Below are 17,341 nucleotides of genomic sequence, written 5' to 3'. Positions count from 1 at the left end.
GCGTGTCCCTCATCTTAAAATAGTTTTTTAGCTTTTAATCAACTTCAAGACTTGTGTTTGATTTTTAGCATTGTAAGCTTTTACTAAATAAAATCCTTTACTCAAATCCACTATACTAAATTGTTGATCAACAGACTTAATACTATCAAATTGTTTCACCTTTTGACCAGATAAAGAATAAATTTCCACTTTGGTTGTTTCTGCATTCAACTTAAAATAATTGGAAGCAGGATTTGGATACAATTTAATAGTAGCTTCTTTTTCAAAATCTTCGATTGCTAAAGTAGCTTGTTTATTCCCTAAAATTTTATATTCTCCTGGTTGCAAGGTGATTGTTTGATTCACATCGGTAACAGTTAACGTAGTATTATCCATCACATTATACCATGTTCCTGTATACGGGAAGCCTGTGGCTACATTTTGCGCAACCACGTCAAAATTAGACAAGATTAAGACATCTTTAAGCTCTGTACTCGCAAGCGCAGCATTGGTAATCTTAATATTTGGCGTAACACTATTGGTGCTTGAAATGGTAACACTACCTAAAAACACTGGCTCATTGATTTTTAAAGCAATCATTTTGGCCCAGTCGTTATAGATCTTACTTCTATCAGAATTCCCTAACCAATTTCCTGTCCATTGAGGTTGTGGCTTGGTGTCTAATTTACAATCGCCATTGGTGGCATCCGAAGGGGTGTTTACCGATCCATTATTACAAGTAAAAATAGATGATTCCCAGCCTAGTTCTCCAAAATGCCAAATCATCTTTGGTCCTGGAACCAAAAGAGAAACTGCACCCAATGCCGACATTCTTGACAAGGCAGTGCTCAATGTTTTTACATTATAACTTCCAGCACTATTGCCAAATTGAAGGTTTTTGTACATCAAACGTTCTTCGTCATGGCTTTCAGCATACCCCATCAAACGTTGCCCTGCAAAACCTCTGCTGCTACTAGACATTCTGGCAATATTCTTGTTTGGCCAACCCATCGTCAATTCATTGTACTCGTCCGTCATTTTACCCCAGGTCATGATTCCTTTACTAATGGGATCATTAATGCGATAATCTGCCCATTGTTTTTCTTCAGCATCCGTCCCTAAATGTTCAAAAATCACATAATGGGTAGGATCCAAAGACCATGAATAATCTGCATATTCTTTTAAAACATCAACACGATCTTGCTGATAAGCATTAGTACAACTTTCTGAACCTTCGCAATTTTGAGTAAATCCTTTGGTCAAATCCCAACGGAAACCATCAATTTTAAATTCTTCAATCCATTGTTTGATTACGCGTTTCACATAATTCTTGGTGCGAGGTTGTTGATGATTAAAATCTTCCCCTACACTATAGCTGTGTTTGGCCACTGTATTGAAGTAAGGATTCTCTGTAGTTGGAGAACCAAAACCATCACCATCAGGGTCATTCATCCACATGCGAACCATGGGATTTCTTCCAAAAGCATGATTCAAAGCCACGTCTAGTATTACTGCTATTCCGTTTTGATGATACAAATCAATCAGCTCTTTTAATTTCTCTGGTGTCCCATAGAATTTATCCAAAGCCATGTGAAACGAAGTATTGTATCCCCAACTTTCATTGCCTTCAAATTCCATTACTGGCATTAATTGGATGGCATTGACCTTTAAATTTTTGAAATAATCAATTTTATCAATTAGATCTTGAAAGTTTCTTTTGGCATCAAAGTCACGCACCAACACTTCATACACTACCAATTTTTCTTTAGCAGGTTTTACGAAAGAAGTCGTCGCTTGACTCCAAGGATATGCAGTTTGTCCGGTTTTAAACCAAGTTACCTCGCGCTCTTGTCCCGCTGGATAGGATGGAATATTAGGAAAAGAAGCCGATGGAATTCCCGGATCATCATAAGGTGACAAAACCAAAGTAGAATAAGGATCGGCAGTTTTAACCAATTTTGGAGAATTAGTAAGTGGGTTTTCTTTTCCCACCCAATATTGATAGGTATAATTCGTTCCAGCAGTAAGTCCGGTAAGTTCTAACCAGAATTTAGTAGATCCAGCCGTTGCATCTTTTTTCATCGCATACGCATTCGTAGGTTGCCAATTATTGAAGCTACCTGCCACATATACAAAATCTTTTAGAGGAGCATCTAACACCAAAGTAGCTTTGGTCGCATCGTTTGGATTATAGTTGATCCCTTCTACTAAACCTGCTGGAATAGTTTCAGAAACCACTGTTGGACTAACTACAGCAGTGAACTTCTTCACAATCGTAGTTGTTCCTTGCGTTACTTCCAATTCATAGTTTTGGTTTCCAGTAATATTGGTATGATTAAAGGCATAACTAGTTGTGGCTGTAGCAGTATTGATAGCAACTCCATTGGATTTCAAATTGTAATTCGCATTGCCATTGGTATTCGTTGCCGTAATATTTAAGCTGCTTCCTGAAGGTAGAATAGTAGTACTGTTTTGTGTTGGAGCAGTTAACGTTACTTGAAAAGACCCAACATCCGCCAAAACATCTTGGGATTTCTTATCCCCTGTTCCGTCTTTGGCTTTGATTAAAAAACCAATTCGACCTATGCCGTTGCGAGCAAAAAATTGTTGTGGCGTAAGCGTAATTTGATAAATATCAGCTCCACTAACATAAGTTAATCTGTTAGCTTCATTAGAATTGGCCCACGTACCATTAGTTGGACTGTCCTGTATATTAATCTTATTGGTATCAAAAGACCAAGCCCAAAGATACAAAGCGTTACCAGTAACTCCCCAAGTAGCTTCATCGATACTAGACCCATTAACAGAAATGGTTATAGAAGTAGTTTCTTCAAAGGTGTTTGGTGTAATGCTGTAGGTTATGGTTTGTTTTTGTGAAAAAGCAATACTACCTAGCAAAAGTAACCCTAAAAATAAAATTTTTCTCATTCTTTTTGAGTTTTAAAGAGTAATGAAAAAAGGGTTGCCTTATAGGACAACCCTTTTTAATAACAAAAACAAAATTAGTTTTTGGTGATAGTGTATTTGTAATCTCTTGGTTTGTTAAAATCCAAAACAATAGTATAGTTCCCTGAAGCTGCTACTTTAATATTAGCCCCACCAGCCTCTAGTTTACCATCAGCACCGTCGTCACCAAAATTAATATCCCAAGCATTATTTGCTCTAAACTTCATTTCTTTACCGCCTACTAAATTAACTGTAATTTTCAAAACTTTTGCAGTTGCATCGTAAGTCATTGGTGTACTATTGTCCCAAGATCCAGGAGTTGCATCTCCAATAATTCCCCAATTAGTAAAAGTTTCAGAATAAGTTAACTTATCTGTATCTGCTTTAATTAGATAATACCCTGAATTTGTAGCATTTAAATTATCCCCTTTAACTTTTAATTTTCCTGTCTTAGAACCATCATCACCGTAATCTGGACCTTTATCCCAGTCATAAACACCATTAGCGTCTGGACCTACAAATTTATGTCCACCATCTAACCAAACAAAACCTTCATAGTCCGTTTTGCCATAAGCTGAAGAAGCAATTCTTGGAGCAGTTGTTGGTTTCCAACCTTGGTGATTTCCAGGAACAGCTAATTGAGGTAATTCACTTGTATAAACAGTTACTTTTAAAGTAATCACATTTGAATACTGTTTCAAAGCATTCGCAGCAGTACCTAATTTGGCCATAATTCTAACATCGACAGAAGATTGAACAAAAGGCTTGAATCCGTTAGCAGATAAAACTCCATTTAGTTCTTTTACAGTCCAAGATAAAAATCGCTCGGTAGTAGTACCCGCAGCTATAGGAGCTGCAAAATTAGTGCCTGATTTAGCAATCTCTACGGTATAAGTTGCTGCAGTTTCAACACCGAAATCACTATAATCCCAAACTAAAGTTGTAGCGACGTCATTTTCTTTAGATTGCAGAAGTACTAACTCAGTTCCTGTTGCTGGAGTTAATAATTTTGCTCCCGATTGAGTTGTAGCAACTGCTTCGATGTCATTTTCACAAGAGCCTAATGCTAGTAGCAAAAAGGCAAAAATGGTGGTTTTTAAAATGTTTTTCATTTTTTTTGGTTTAATGTTAATAGCCTGGGTTTTGAGTTAAATTAGGATTTGATTGAAGAGCGGTTAAAGGAATTGGGAATAATTTGTAAGAATCAGGAATAGCAATCCCATCTTTTGATCCCCCTTTCCAAGGCCATAAGTACGTTCCTCCGGTGAATTTTCCAAAACGAATCAAATCCGTTCTTCTATGTCCTTCTAGATTTAATTCTCTCGCACGTTCGTCAAGGATGAAATTTAAAGTCAAATCGCTAGCGTTAATAGAAGGAGCATTAGAGCGGTTTCTAACTTTGTTTACGTAATCTAACGCTTGATTTGTACTTCCACCTGTTGCACCTCTTAGTACACATTCGGCATACATTAAGTAAACATCTGCCAATCTAAAGAGAGGAAAATCGGTGTTTGAGAATGAAGTTGGAACTGAGGTTCCTTGAAAATTAGTATTTCTAAACTTTACACTTGGATAGCCATCTTCCCAAAGTTTGTAATCCGTCATCTCAAAATTATGTCCTGTAGTCCAGAATAATTTTGCTCTATCATCTGTTGAGTTGGCTAAAGCTGTGGCAGAATTACCAAACAAACCATACCAAGCTTTTGTAGCACGGTGTCCTTGCCATCCATCAGTAGCCCCAAAAGTAGTAAGTGGCATAGTAACACTACTTAAATTACCATTTACGATATACGTGGTATTACCATAACTTTGACTCACGATTGGATCGGCAATTAATGCATAGATTATTTCGTTTTTCGCAGCTGTTTTATCATTGTCAGCTGAAAACAAACTTTTGAAATTTGGTGCTAACGAAAACCCTCCTTCAGCGATAATTTTATTAGAATAAGCCAAAGCTTCATTGTATTTTGGTGTTCCTGTATATACTTGAGCATTCAAGTATAATTTAGCCAAAAGCATTCTTACTGCGGATTTGTTTGCTCTTCCGTATTCATTTTGATTTGGAATTATGGATTCAATCGCCAAAAGTTCTTTTTCAACATATTCAAACATTTCAATTCTAGAAGATTCTTTGATAGGCACACCGCTACCTAGGTCATTTTCTGTAGCAATAACTCCTTTTCCAAAACAATCAATCATATAATAATAAGCCAAAGCGCGTAAAAAACGCAATTCGCTTCGGTACAATTCTTGATCTGGAACAGTTACACTATTCAAAACATTCAAAAGATTGTTTGATTGAGGTACCACGAAATATACACGGTTGTATAAATACTTAAAGAATTTATTGTTTTCATCCCAGTTTGAGGTAGTAGTCAATTGGTCTAATCCATTGTCTCCCCAACGATTTTTCATGCCATCGGCAGTAAATTCTTGAAGATTAATAATTCCTCTCAAAAATGGTGATTCTCCTGGATCATCACCAGCTCCTAAATCTGTACTACCTGGTCCTTTTGGTCCAGATAAAGCAAAAGCACCGTAAATTTTGGATACCAATCCTTTGATTGCGTTTGGATCTCTTTGCAACAATTGCTCAAGGTCTAGTTCTACTTTCGGCTTAGTATCAAGATCATTAGAACAACTATTAAAGGATAATAGTATTAATCCTAATCCTACTAAATATAATTTTAAATTTTTCATATTTCTTTAAAATGAATTAAAAATCAAGGCTCAAACCAAAAGTATAGGTTCTTGGTCTTGGATAAAAGTTATTATCAATTGCGTTAAAATTCTCAGGGTCTTGTCCAGAGTATTTCGTCAATACAAACACATTGTTTACAGATCCATAAATTCTTAAAGAAGAACTCTTAACGAATTTATTAAACTTATACCCTAAGGTAATGTTATCTAAACGCAAGAAGGTAGCATCTTCTAACAAATGATCTGAAAAAGTATCGTTACCATTAAAGTTTTTGTACATAGGATCTGCAGCCCCATTATAGAAATTAAGCACGTTATTCAATGCACTAGAAGTACCTTGTATCGCTCGATCTGTAAATCCTGTGGTAATCAATCTTGAATTGTACACTTGCCCGCCAATTTGTCCTCTAAAGTTTGCCACTAAATCCCAGTTTTTATAATTGAAATTAGTAGTAAAACCATAGGTCCAGTTTGGTCGTAATGCTTTGTAATATCTATCGTCGTTATCAATTTTGTTATCCCCGTTTAAGTCTCTAAAAGCACCAGGAATTGGTTTGCCGCTTTCATCATAAATTTGTTGGAAAACCCAAGCAGAATAAGGTTGGTGTCCTACCGCATGATTTGCCAAAAACAAACCTGTTCCTGTTGGCAATCCACTTTCAGATGCCTGAACTTGTGTTATTCCTTTTAAGTTGGTTACTTCACTATAGTTATAAGCGATGTTACCACCAATTGAGAAAGAGAAATCCTCTGTTTGAACCGCTTTCACGTCAACATTAGCCTCAAAACCTTTACTTTTAATAGAACCTACGTTATCAATAAAAGTACTGGTTAAGCCTTGTCCAGATGGAACAGGAACTACCGCTAACAAATCATTCGTATTTCTTCTGTAAAAGTCAACCGCTCCTGAAAGCAAACCACTTTTAAACAATTCGAAATCCAATCCAATGTTATAATTGTCTGTTTTTTCCCAAGTAACATTTGGATTAAATGCTTTTGCAGAATACGTTGGATATCCAGGTAAGTACTGGCTATTTGGGTCACCTATTTCGAAAAATGGACTAGATGGAAAATAACCAACAGAACCTGTAATGTTTTGTTGTCCTGTTTTACCCCATCCTAAACGCAATTTTAAGTTTTGGAAAAACTCAGAATCTTTAATAAAAGTTTCTTCTTTAATTTTCCAAGCGGCACCTACTGCTGGGAAATAACCCCATCTTTGATTTTTTTGAAACAAAGAAGATCCGTCAGCTCTAAATGTAGCAGTCAATAAATATTTGTCTAAAAGATCTACGTTAGCTCTGGCAAAATAGGCTTGCAAGTTTAGAGGGTTATAATATCTGTTGGTTGGATTGTTCACGTCGTAACGCAATTCTCTTAATCCAGTATTTACATTGTATTGATAGATATCTTTATTACCATCTATTTTAAAGTTTTGGTAAGTATAACCACCTTGAACGTCTAATTTAGTAACAAATCCTGTCAAACTTTTGTTGTAGGCTAAATAAGCATCCATCGTTTGGTTAGTTGACGTTTGATTTTCCACGTAATTTTCACCAGGATTGAACACATAATTAGTCAATGGATTTGTCCCTTGATTGAATCGGTAGGTAGCAATCGCATTGTTGCTGTACACTTCTCTAATTCTTGCTTCAGAAGCGTCTAAACCTAAATTTACAATCGCTCTTAAATCTTTTAAGAAAGGTAATTTATAGTCAAACTCAATATTTCCTAAGAAACGAATCGCTTTTTCAGGTCTCGTTCTTTGTTCTAGCAAAGCCAATGGATTTGAAGCACCTTCTAATTGGTTTCTTCCACTATTCAAACGTGTATTTTGATAGAATCCACCAAAAATACTGTTACTATCATATACTGGTTTTGTTGGATCCATTGCTACAGCACCTCCAATTGCACCTCCATCATCCACAGAATTTTTGGTCGTAATGGTTCCCTTAGCATTGAAATCTATTTTTAAATTATCATCTAAAAATTTTGGCGTCATTTTTAGAGAATAGCTATATCTTTCAAAATCATTGTTTTTCACCAAACCTTGGGTATTATTGTACCCTACAGAGGCTCTAAAAGGAATTTTGTTGTACAAATTGGCTCTTGCGCTAAAGTTGTGATCTGTAGAAATAGCTGTTCTATATACTTGATTTTGCCAATCTGTATCTGCTATAATTCTTCCCTCGATCTGAGGTGTTGACAAATCATCTACTAAATTATTCGATGGATCATCAATACCTAAATCATTTGTTCTTGTTGGATGATACTCTTGAATAAATTTAACAAAATCGCTAGAATTCATTACATTGATTTTCTTACCCACTTGCCCAACGGAAACGTTTGAGGAATAATTGAACTGAGGGGCTCCTGAAGTACCTTTTTTAGTAGTAATGATGATAACCCCGTTTGATGCACGTACCCCATAAATAGCAGTAGCAGAGGCATCTTTTAGAATAGAAAAGCTTTCTACATCATTTGGGTTCACCAATGATAATGGATTGCTAACTCCAGCAGGGTTTTCATTACTAATTGGCACCCCATCAATGATAATTAACGGATCATTAGAAGCACTTAAAGAAGCACCTCCACGAATCCTGATGTTTGGTGCAGAATCTGGTTGGCCACCGTTGTTGGTAATACGTACACCGGCAGCTTTTCCAGAAAGCAATTGATCTACGGAAACGATTGCGCCCTTATTGAAATCTTTTGCTCCTAGTATAGCTACAGATCCTGTAGCATCTTTCTTCTTAACAGAACCGTAACCTACTTGGATTACAACTTCTTTCAGCTCATTGGCATCTTCTTCTAATAAAGCATCTAATGCTAATTGTCCATCATAGGTTAAAACAACATTTCTAAAACCTACATAAGAAAATACAATCTTATCTCCTTTTTTTACATTGGATAATTTATATTTACCATCAAAATCGGTAGAAACACCATTTGCAGCTCCTTGTATATTTACATTGGCTCCTGGTATGGGCTGTCCTGTTGCTTTTTCAACAACAGATCCCGTTACAGAATTCTGAGCCAGAAGACTGAAAGGAAGGAGTAACAATAAAAATAACAACTTTTTATAAATTGTTTTCATACTTTTTGTTTAAATTAATTTTTGAATTTAAGTTTAGCTTTTCTTTTACTTCGAATTTCAAAATTAGCAGAATATCAATACCAACAGCATGACAAAAATCATATACCATTACGAAAACGTGGTAGTGTTGAAAACTTTGCATTTTATTTACTATTTTTAAATGAATTTTGTCAGAAATGAAAAAATATTTAGATTAAAATGGAATACCCTATTTTATAAAACCTTAGAAATGAAAAAGAAAGTAACCCTAAAACAAATTGCAAAAGAACTAGATGTTTCTATTTCAACAGTCTCCAAATCACTGCGTAACAGCTTAGAAATTGGAGAAGAAACCCGTTTGAAAGTGCAAGCATTTGCCAAGTTTTACAACTATAAACCCAACAATATTGCCTTAAGTCTAAAAAACAGAAGAACCAAAACCATTGGCATTATTATCCCCGAAATTGTACACTATTTTTTCTCAACGGTGATTAATGGTATTGAGCAAGTTGCCAACGAAAAAGGGTATAGTGTGATCATTTGTTTGTCTGATGATTCTTTTGATAAAGAAGTTATGAATATGGAACTATTAGCCCACGGTAGTACGGATGGTTTTATCATGTCTCTATCTAAAGAAACCCAATTCAAAAAAGATTTTCATCACATCACCGAAGTCATTGATCAAGGTATGCCAGTAGTGATGTTTGATCGAATTACAGACGAAGTACATTGCGACAAAGTCATTATCGACGATAAAAAAGCGGCCTATGAAGCCGTTGAATTTCTCATTAAACAAGGAAGAAAAAAAATTGCACTCGTCACAACCGTAGATTATGTAAGCGTTGGCAAACTAAGAACGGATGGTTACACCAAAGCTTTGTTAGACAACGCCATCCCGTTTGACGAACAGCTCATCATTAAAATTGAAGATGTAGATACTTGCGAAATTACCATCAGCCAATTATTAGAAGACAAAGCCATAGATGCAGTATTTGCGGTCAATGAACTTTTTGCCGTTACCATTTTAAAAACAGCTCATAAAATTGGGCTTACTGTCCCAAAAGACTTAGCCATTATTGCTTTTACCGATGGAATTATTTCTAAATACTCAACGCCAACCATCACAACAGTAAGTCAAAGTGGTGCCAAAATGGGCAAAAAAGCCGCCGAAATGCTCATTCAGCGTTTAGAAGCTGAAGAACACGAAGAGGAAGACGAAAGCTACAGAACAGAAATCATAGAGACCCATTTGATTGAAAGAGAATCTACCGATTAAAGAAATATTTATCAACAAAAAACGTTGGAGTACAAATTATTTACTTGACAATTCAATGCTCAAGTAAATAATTTTCTATATTTACGCTTGTCAAAACTTTTTCTTTTACTTCGAAAATCAAGCAAAGTTTTGTTCTTTATCGTTTCCCCTTATATGGATTTATTTTAAATCTATGCACTTCGGGAACATTTTCTAATCAACCAAACCTTGCTTAACTAAAGCAAAACAAACTTATTTTTTTGTAACTTTCACACTTTTAAACAAGTAAGAAAGCTACCAAATGAATACAACTGAAAGAATACTTTGGTTTAAGTGAAGCTTTCTACTGGTACCTCTTTTTTTTAAGCCACTAGAATCTATAACTTCTTAAATTTTTAGGCTTGCTTTTCAAAAAAATTAAGCAATACCGATAAAAAGAAAGACTCAACCAATGCATTCATACATTTTTACGGATTTTGCGCAGGCAATTCGTTCGTAAAAACAGCATTAGACTTAAAAAAAACACGAAAACTTTTGTAGTATTTAACTTTAAAATAGATCATATGGAAAAACCAAAATTAAGTTTTTGGCAAATTTGGAATCTGAGTTTTGGCTTTTTGGGCGTACAAATTGGCTACTCGCTTCAAAACGGAAACACCAGCAGAATATTAGAAGCTCTTGGGGCCGATGTTCACAGTATTGGATATTTTTGGTTAGCTGCCCCATTGGCCGGACTAATTGTTCAGCCTATCATTGGACTTTCAAGCGACAAAACTTGGACCAAACTTGGACGAAGAATCCCATTTATCTTTTTTGGAGCAATCGTATCGGCGTTGGCCATGTTTTTTATGCCTAATGCTGAGTATTTTGCTTATTTGTTACCTCCTTTGTTTTTTGGGGGATTAATGTTATTGTTGATGGACACTTCTTTTAATGTGACCATGCAACCTTTTAGAGCTTTGGTGGGAGATATGGTTAATGATGACCAACGCAACCTAGGGTATTCACTACAAAGTGCTTTGATTAATTTTGGTGCTGTATTCGGTTCGTTGCTCCCATGGATTTTAGCCAAATCAGGAATTGCAAATGTACCTGCTCCAGGCGAAAAAGTAGCCGACTCTGTAATTTGGTCGTTTTACATTGGAGGTGGTATTTTACTAATAAGTGTACTTTGGACCGTGTTCAAAACTAAAGAATATGCCCCAAAAGAGCATGCGCTTTACAACAAAATTGATTTAGACGCTGAGGTTAAAAAGGAAAAAACAAACATCCTCAAATTAATCACTACTGCTCCAAAAATCTTTTGGCAACTTGGATTCGTACAATTCTTTTCATGGTTCGCATTGTTCTTAATGTGGGTTTACACCACAAGAGCTATTGCCAATCAAGTCTGGGGGCCCGATGCTCTCGATGCCAAATCAGTGGGATTTAATGAAGCTGGAGATTGGACAGGCGTTTTATTTGCCTTTTACAGCGCAGTAGCCGCTATTTACTCACTTCTAATGCCTTCTATTGCCAAATCTATTGGCCGCAAAAAAACCTACTCTTTCTCTTTACTATTAGGAGGCTTAGGATTGATCTCTATGTTTGTAATAGAAGACAAAAACGTACTACTACTTTCTATGGTTGGCGTGGGATTGGCTTGGGCAGCTATTTTGGCTATGCCTTATGCGATGCTTTCTGGATCATTACCCGCAGACAAAATGGGAGTTTATATGGGATTGTTCAATGCCACGATTACTTTACCACAAATTGCCGCAGGATTATTAGGGAGTACTTTGATTGCCCTTTTTGGAGGTTTCCCAATGGCTATCATTGTTATTGCTGGAACTTCAATGTTGATTGCTGGTTTGGGTGTTATTTTCATTAAAGAAAAAACAACGAGCCACTAAAATATATTTTTAAAATGAAGAAGAAAAAAGGATTTATTTTCGATTTAGATGGTGTAATTGTAGATACTGCAAAATACCATTATTTAGCTTGGAAGAAAATTGCTGACAGCTTAAACATCGAATTTACACACGAACATAATGAATTATTAAAAGGAGTCAGCCGAGTACGATCGCTAGATATTATTTTAGAATTAGGCGACGTACATGCCACTCAGGAACAAAAAGAGCAATGGTTGGTTCAAAAAAATGAAGACTATTTATCTTATTTGGTCGATATGGACAAGAGCGAATTGCTTCCAGGCGTACACTCCGTTTTGAATTACCTAAAAGACAACGAACAACTCATCGCATTGGGTTCGGCTAGTAAAAATGCAAGACCTATTTTAGAAAAAACAGGTATCCTACCTTATTTCGATGCCATTGTAGATGGCAATGATGTATCAAACGCAAAACCTGATCCCGAAGTATTTTTGATAGCTGCCAAACTTTTAAATGTAGCCGCTAAGGATGCTTTTGTTTTTGAAGATTCTGTCGCGGGAATTCAAGCTGCTAACATTGGCAACATGACGAGTATCGGAATTGGCGATGATAGTATTTTGCATGAAGCGCACCATAACTTTAAGGATTTTACCTTTATGGGAACTGAATTTTTAAAGGAATTAATAGAAAAATAAAAGATTTCTTTTGACTTTAAAACAAGTCTCCACAGAACAACAATAGAAATTAAATAAATTAAAATAAAATGAACCAAGATTATATAAAAGCAGACAATTGGTCCATCATTGAAGAAGAATTTGATGTCGAAAGAGTAAAATCATCCGAAAGTCTTTTCAGTATAGGAAATGGCGCTATGGGACAAAGAGCTAATTTTGAAGAAAGCTACTCTGGACCAACTTTTCAAGGAAGTTATATTGCTGGAATTTACTATCCAGATAAAACCAAAGTGGGATGGTGGAAAAACGGATACCCAAAATACTTTGCCAAAGTATTGAACGCTCCCAACTGGATTGGAATTGATATAGAAATTAATGGTGAAAATTTTGATTTATTTACTTGTACTCAAGTTAAAAATTTCAAAAGAGAATTGAACATGAAAGAAGGATGGTACCACCGTTCCTTCGAAGCGACTTTGGCCAACGGGACTGAAATTGCTGTCAATGTCCGTCGTTTTTTAAGTTTAAACCTAGACGAAGCAGGATTCATCAACTATGAAATCACTCCACTAAACAAGGACGCAAAAATAGTTTACAAACCGTATATTGATGCTGGAATCACCAATGAAGATGCCAATTGGGAAGAAAAATTTTGGGAACCACTAGAAGTAAAAAAAGCTACGCATGACGCTTTTGTAACCGCTCAAACTTTCAAAACGCATTTTAAAGTGACTACTTTTATGCACAATACCGTTTTGATTAATGGCGTTCCTTCTCAAATATCAGCTTCGTCCATTGAATCTACAAACGACAAAGTACAATACACTTATGATACTTTGGTAGCCAAAGGAGAAGTGTCTTCCATACAAAAAATTGGAGGATATACAGTTTCTTTAAATCACGATAACACCTTGGCGGCTGCCGAAAAAGTGATTCAAACCGCTTTAGCTAAAGGCTATGAAGCGTCTTTACAAGAACAAATTGACGCTTGGGCTAAAATCTGGGAGATGTCAGACATTACCATTGCCGGAGATGTAAAAGCACAACAAGGTATTCGTTTTAATATTTTCCAGTTAAATCAAACCTATTTAGGGAAAGATTCTCGCTTAAACATTGGCCCAAAAGGTTTTACTGGAGAAAAATATGGCGGATCAACGTATTGGGATACTGAAGCCTACTGTATTCCGTTTTACATGGCGACCAAGGACCAAGAAGTCGCCCGTAATTTATTGACGTATCGTTACAATCAATTGGACAAAGCTATCGAAAATGCTAAAGACAATTTAGGCTTCAAAAACGGAGCAGCCTTGTATCCAATGGTAACGATGAATGGTGAAGAATGCCACAACGAATGGGAAATTACGCATGAAGAAATTCACCGAAACGGCGCTATTGCTTTTGCCATTTTTAATTATTACAGATATACGGGAGACTATTCGTATATCCCAGAAAAAGGATTAGAAGTTTTAATTGGAATTGCACGTTTTTGGCACCAAAGAGCTTCTTTCTCTAAAGATAAAAACCAATTCGTTATCCTTGGAGTAACTGGACCTAACGAATACGAGAACAACATCAATAATAACTTCTACACCAATTATATTGCGAAATGGTGTATTGACTATACCTATGAGCAAATTCAAAAAGTAGCCACAGAGTATCCATCAGATCACAAACGTATCATCGAAAAAGTAAGTCTCGGTGATGCCGAATTACAAGATTGGAAAAAAGTTGCAGGCAATATGTATTTCCCAAAATCAGAAGAATTAGGGATTTACTTGCAGCAAGATGGTTTCTTAGACAAAGATTTGGTTCCCGTAAAAGACCTAGACAAATCACAACGACCTATCAATCAAAAATGGTCTTGGGACCGAGTATTGCGTTCGCCATACATCAAGCAAGCAGACGTTCTTCAAGGATTCTATTTCTTCGAAGATCATTTTACTACCGAAGAGTTGAAAAAGAATTTTGAATTCTATGAATCTTTCACTGTACACGAAAGTTCTCTTTCTCCTTGTGTTCACTCTATTCAAGCGGCCAAACTAGACAAAATGGATATGGCGTATGCGTTCTACTTAAGAACTTCTCGTTTAGATTTAGACGACTACAACAAAGAAGTAGAAGAAGGCTGCCACATTACCTCTATGGCAGGAACTTGGATGAGTATTGTAGAAGGTTTTGGAGGAATGAGAGTAAAAGATAACGCTTTACATTTTGCTCCAAAAATCCCAAAAGAATGGGAAGGATATTCTTTTAAAATCAACTTTAGACACCAAATACTTAAAATAGAAGTCACTCAAAACGAGACTAAATTCTCCTTAGAAGGCGACCAAGCTTTGACGGTATTTGTCAACGGAAAAGAAGTGGTGGTTCAACCCAACTAATTCAATTCAGCTAATAACAATAACCCTTTCAAAGTAATCTTTGGAAGGGTTTAAAATTTAAAAAAAATGAGAAAAATAATCGTATTCCTATTATTCAGCTCACTAGCATTGGCCCAAAATGCCAATCGAAAGTTTGAAAGTTTCAAAAAAACCAATCAATCTCTTGAAGTTACTACATCAGATGGTGTGTACACTTTTCAACCCTATTCTGACCAAATCATTTCCACTTCGTTTGTTCCAAATGGAGAAAAAGCCAATCCAAAATCGCATGCTGTAGTAGCAACACCTCAAAAGGTTAACCTTAAAATTACCACAACTCCAACTTCCATTAAAATGGCAACTAATGGAATTGTGGTCGTTATTGAAAAAACACCTTTTAAAATCACCTATTCTTATCAAAACAAAGAACTGATTTCGGAAAAAACAGGCTATTTCAAAAAAGATAACCATGAAGTCCTTGATTTTAATTTAGATAACACCGAAATATTATACGGTACAGGAGAACGTGTTTTGGGCATGAACCGTCGTGGTCACCGTTTACAATTGTACAACAAAGCCCATTATGGCTACGAAACACATTCTGAATTGATGAATTTCACCATGCCTTTAGTGCTTTCTTCCAAAATTTATGCGGTACATTTTGACAATGCCCCAATTGGTTACTTGGATTTAGACAGTAAAAAAGACAACACTTTGGCGTATGAAACCATTTCGGGTCGCAAAACCTATCAGGTAATTGCGGGAAATTCTTGGGTAGATTTAATCGACAGTTATACAACTTTAACCGGAAAACAACCTTTGCCTGCGCTTTGGACTTTAGGAAATTTTTCGAGTCGATTTGGATACCACAGCCAAGACGAAGTCAATAAAACGATCGATAAATACCTCAAAGACGGAATTCCCGTAGATGCTATTATTTTGGATTTGTATTGGTTTGGAAAAGAAATTACTGGAACTATGGGTAATTTAGATTGGGACAAAGACAACTTCCCCAATCCAACCAAAATGATCGATGACTTAAATCAAAAAGGCGTAAAAACCGTTTTGATTACCGAGCCGTTCATCACTAAAACCTCTAGCAAATGGGACGAAACCGTTACCAAAAAAGTTTTGGCTACCGACAAAGACGGTAAACCGTTTACTTTTGATTTCTTTTTTGGTCATACCGGAATTGTAGACATTTTCAATCCCGACGGAAAACAATGGTTTTGGGATGTTTACAAAAGATTAATCCAACAAGGTGTTGGCGGATTTTGGGGCGATCTAGGAGAACCCGAAGTATTTCCATCCGCAGCCATTACAAAAGGCGGAACAGCAGACGAAGTTCATAATATTTACGGACACCACTGGGCCGAATTGATTGCAGATGGCTACAAAAAGGACTTTTCAGCTACACGTCCGTTTATCTTAATGCGTTCGGGCTACTCAGGATCACAACGTTTTGGTATGATGCCCTGGACCGGTGACGTGAATCGTACTTGGGGCGGATTACAACCACAAACCGAAATCTCCTTACAAATGGGATTACAAGGGATAGGCTACATGCACTCGGATTTGGGCGGATTTGCCGGTGATTACTATGACAATGAATTGTACCTAAGATGGTTGCAATATGGTGTTTTTCAACCCATTTTTAGGCCGCATGCCCAACAAGAAGTTCCCTCAGAACCAATTTTTAAAGACATTGTAACCAAAGCCAATGCTAAAAAACAAGTAGAATTGAGATACCAATTGTTACCATACAATTACACCATTGCCTTTGAAAATAATCAAAAAGGAGCGCCTTTAATGCGTCCGTTGTTTTTTGAAGAACCTCAAAATACCACTTTACAAACCGTTTCGCATACTTATCTTTGGGGTAATGACTTTTTGGTACACCCAATCACCGAAGCGGGTAAAAAATCGGCAGAGATCTATTTTCCAAAAAACAATACTTGGTTCGACTTTTATTCTGATGCAAGATATGAAGGTGGAAGCACTGCTAACGTAGCTACAGCCACCGATCATATTCCGGTTTTTGTACGCGGTGGTGCATTCATTCCGATGATAAAAACCATTCAAAACACTTCAAAATACAGTTTAGATTCCTTTGACTTACATTATTTCATGGACGAAAAAACGCCAAACAGCGAAGGAAAACTTTACAATGATGATGGATTGACCGCCAATGCTTTTGAAAAAAATAATTTTGAAATAGTATCTTTTAAAGCCGCTACCAAAAATAAAGCGACTACTATAACCGTTGCAACCCAAGTTGGAAAAAACTACACTTCAAAAGACAAAAAAGTCAATTTGGTGTTGCACAACGCTCCTACTGCAAGCCAAATCAAAGTAAACGGAGTAGTAACACCATTCACAAAAGAATCCAACACGATAAGTGTTTCAATTCCTGTGTCCAAAAACAAACCAACACTAATTCAAATTCAGCACTAATGAAAGCGCCAACAACAAAAAGTTTG

General features: G+C 36.3%; 9 protein-coding genes. 5 read left to right on the top strand and 4 right to left on the bottom strand.

Annotation, left to right across the window (positions count from 1 at the left end; all coding sequences use genetic code 11):
* Positions 1-27: 27 nt before the first annotated feature.
* From FLB_RS08285 to FLB_RS08270, 4 genes are all read right to left on the bottom strand, one after another.
* Positions 28-2,907, bottom strand: coding sequence for an alpha-amylase family glycosyl hydrolase (locus tag FLB_RS08285; RefSeq protein WP_064715484.1), 2,880 nt, complete (start codon positions 2,905-2,907; stop codon positions 28-30).
* 74 nt (positions 2,908-2,981) lie between these two features.
* Complete coding sequence (locus FLB_RS08280) at positions 2,982-4,037, bottom strand: SusE domain-containing protein (protein WP_082923246.1); 1,056 nt, start codon at positions 4,035-4,037, stop codon at positions 2,982-2,984.
* Positions 4,038-4,053: 16 nt separating this feature from the next.
* A complete protein-coding gene (locus FLB_RS08275; RefSeq protein WP_064715482.1) occupies positions 4,054-5,625 on the bottom strand; it encodes a RagB/SusD family nutrient uptake outer membrane protein in 1,572 nt (523 codons plus the stop codon).
* Between the two features lie 16 nt (positions 5,626-5,641).
* Entirely contained in the window at positions 5,642-8,722 is a 3,081-nt protein-coding gene (locus tag FLB_RS08270) for a SusC/RagA family TonB-linked outer membrane protein (protein ID WP_064715481.1), read from the bottom strand.
* 229 nt (positions 8,723-8,951) lie between these two features.
* On the opposite strand from FLB_RS08270, the gene FLB_RS08265 reads away from it, so the two are divergent.
* The 5 genes from FLB_RS08265 (at position 8,952) to FLB_RS08245 (ending at position 17,315) form a co-directional block, all read left to right on the top strand.
* Complete coding sequence (locus FLB_RS08265) at positions 8,952-9,977, top strand: LacI family DNA-binding transcriptional regulator (protein WP_064715610.1); 1,026 nt, start codon at positions 8,952-8,954, stop codon at positions 9,975-9,977.
* Positions 9,978-10,519: 542 nt separating this feature from the next.
* The gene (locus tag FLB_RS08260) at positions 10,520-11,848 is read left to right on the top strand and encodes an MFS transporter (protein ID WP_064715480.1); all 1,329 of its coding nucleotides are present in this window, start codon (positions 10,520-10,522) and stop codon (positions 11,846-11,848) included.
* A 14-nt stretch (positions 11,849-11,862) separates the two neighbouring features.
* Positions 11,863-12,522, top strand: coding sequence for a beta-phosphoglucomutase (pgmB, locus tag FLB_RS08255; RefSeq protein ID WP_064715479.1), 660 nt, complete (start codon positions 11,863-11,865; stop codon positions 12,520-12,522).
* Between the two features lie 68 nt (positions 12,523-12,590).
* Complete coding sequence (locus FLB_RS08250) at positions 12,591-14,882, top strand: glycoside hydrolase family 65 protein (RefSeq protein WP_064715478.1); 2,292 nt, start codon at positions 12,591-12,593, stop codon at positions 14,880-14,882.
* A gap of 66 nt (positions 14,883-14,948) precedes the next feature.
* Positions 14,949-17,315 (top strand): TIM-barrel domain-containing protein, encoded by a 2,367-nt coding sequence (locus FLB_RS08245; protein ID WP_064715477.1) that lies wholly within the window; start codon positions 14,949-14,951, stop codon positions 17,313-17,315.
* Positions 17,316-17,341: the final 26 nt, after the last annotated feature.

The sequence above is a fragment of the Flavobacterium succinicans genome, from assembly GCF_001662485.1.
GTDB classification, from domain to species: domain Bacteria; phylum Bacteroidota; class Bacteroidia; order Flavobacteriales; family Flavobacteriaceae; genus Flavobacterium; species Flavobacterium succinicans_A.
This window is presented reverse-complemented; position numbering and strand designations above follow the sequence as displayed.

Coding starts and splice junctions, on each gene's coding strand:
- pgmB (WP_064715479.1), top strand. CDS start 11,863: ATGAAGAAGAAAAAAGGATTTATTTTCGATTTAGATGGTGTAATTGTA.
- FLB_RS08285 (WP_064715484.1), bottom strand. CDS start 2,907: ATGAGAAAAATTTTATTTTTAGGGTTACTTTTGCTAGGTAGTATTGCT.
- FLB_RS08260 (WP_064715480.1), top strand. CDS start 10,520: ATGGAAAAACCAAAATTAAGTTTTTGGCAAATTTGGAATCTGAGTTTT.
- FLB_RS08245 (WP_064715477.1), top strand. CDS start 14,949: ATGAGAAAAATAATCGTATTCCTATTATTCAGCTCACTAGCATTGGCC.
- FLB_RS08280 (WP_082923246.1), bottom strand. CDS start 4,037: ATGAAAAACATTTTAAAAACCACCATTTTTGCCTTTTTGCTACTAGCA.
- FLB_RS08270 (WP_064715481.1), bottom strand. CDS start 8,722: ATGAAAACAATTTATAAAAAGTTGTTATTTTTATTGTTACTCCTTCCT.
- FLB_RS08275 (WP_064715482.1), bottom strand. CDS start 5,625: ATGAAAAATTTAAAATTATATTTAGTAGGATTAGGATTAATACTATTA.
- FLB_RS08265 (WP_064715610.1), top strand. CDS start 8,952: ATGAAAAAGAAAGTAACCCTAAAACAAATTGCAAAAGAACTAGATGTT.
- FLB_RS08250 (WP_064715478.1), top strand. CDS start 12,591: ATGAACCAAGATTATATAAAAGCAGACAATTGGTCCATCATTGAAGAA.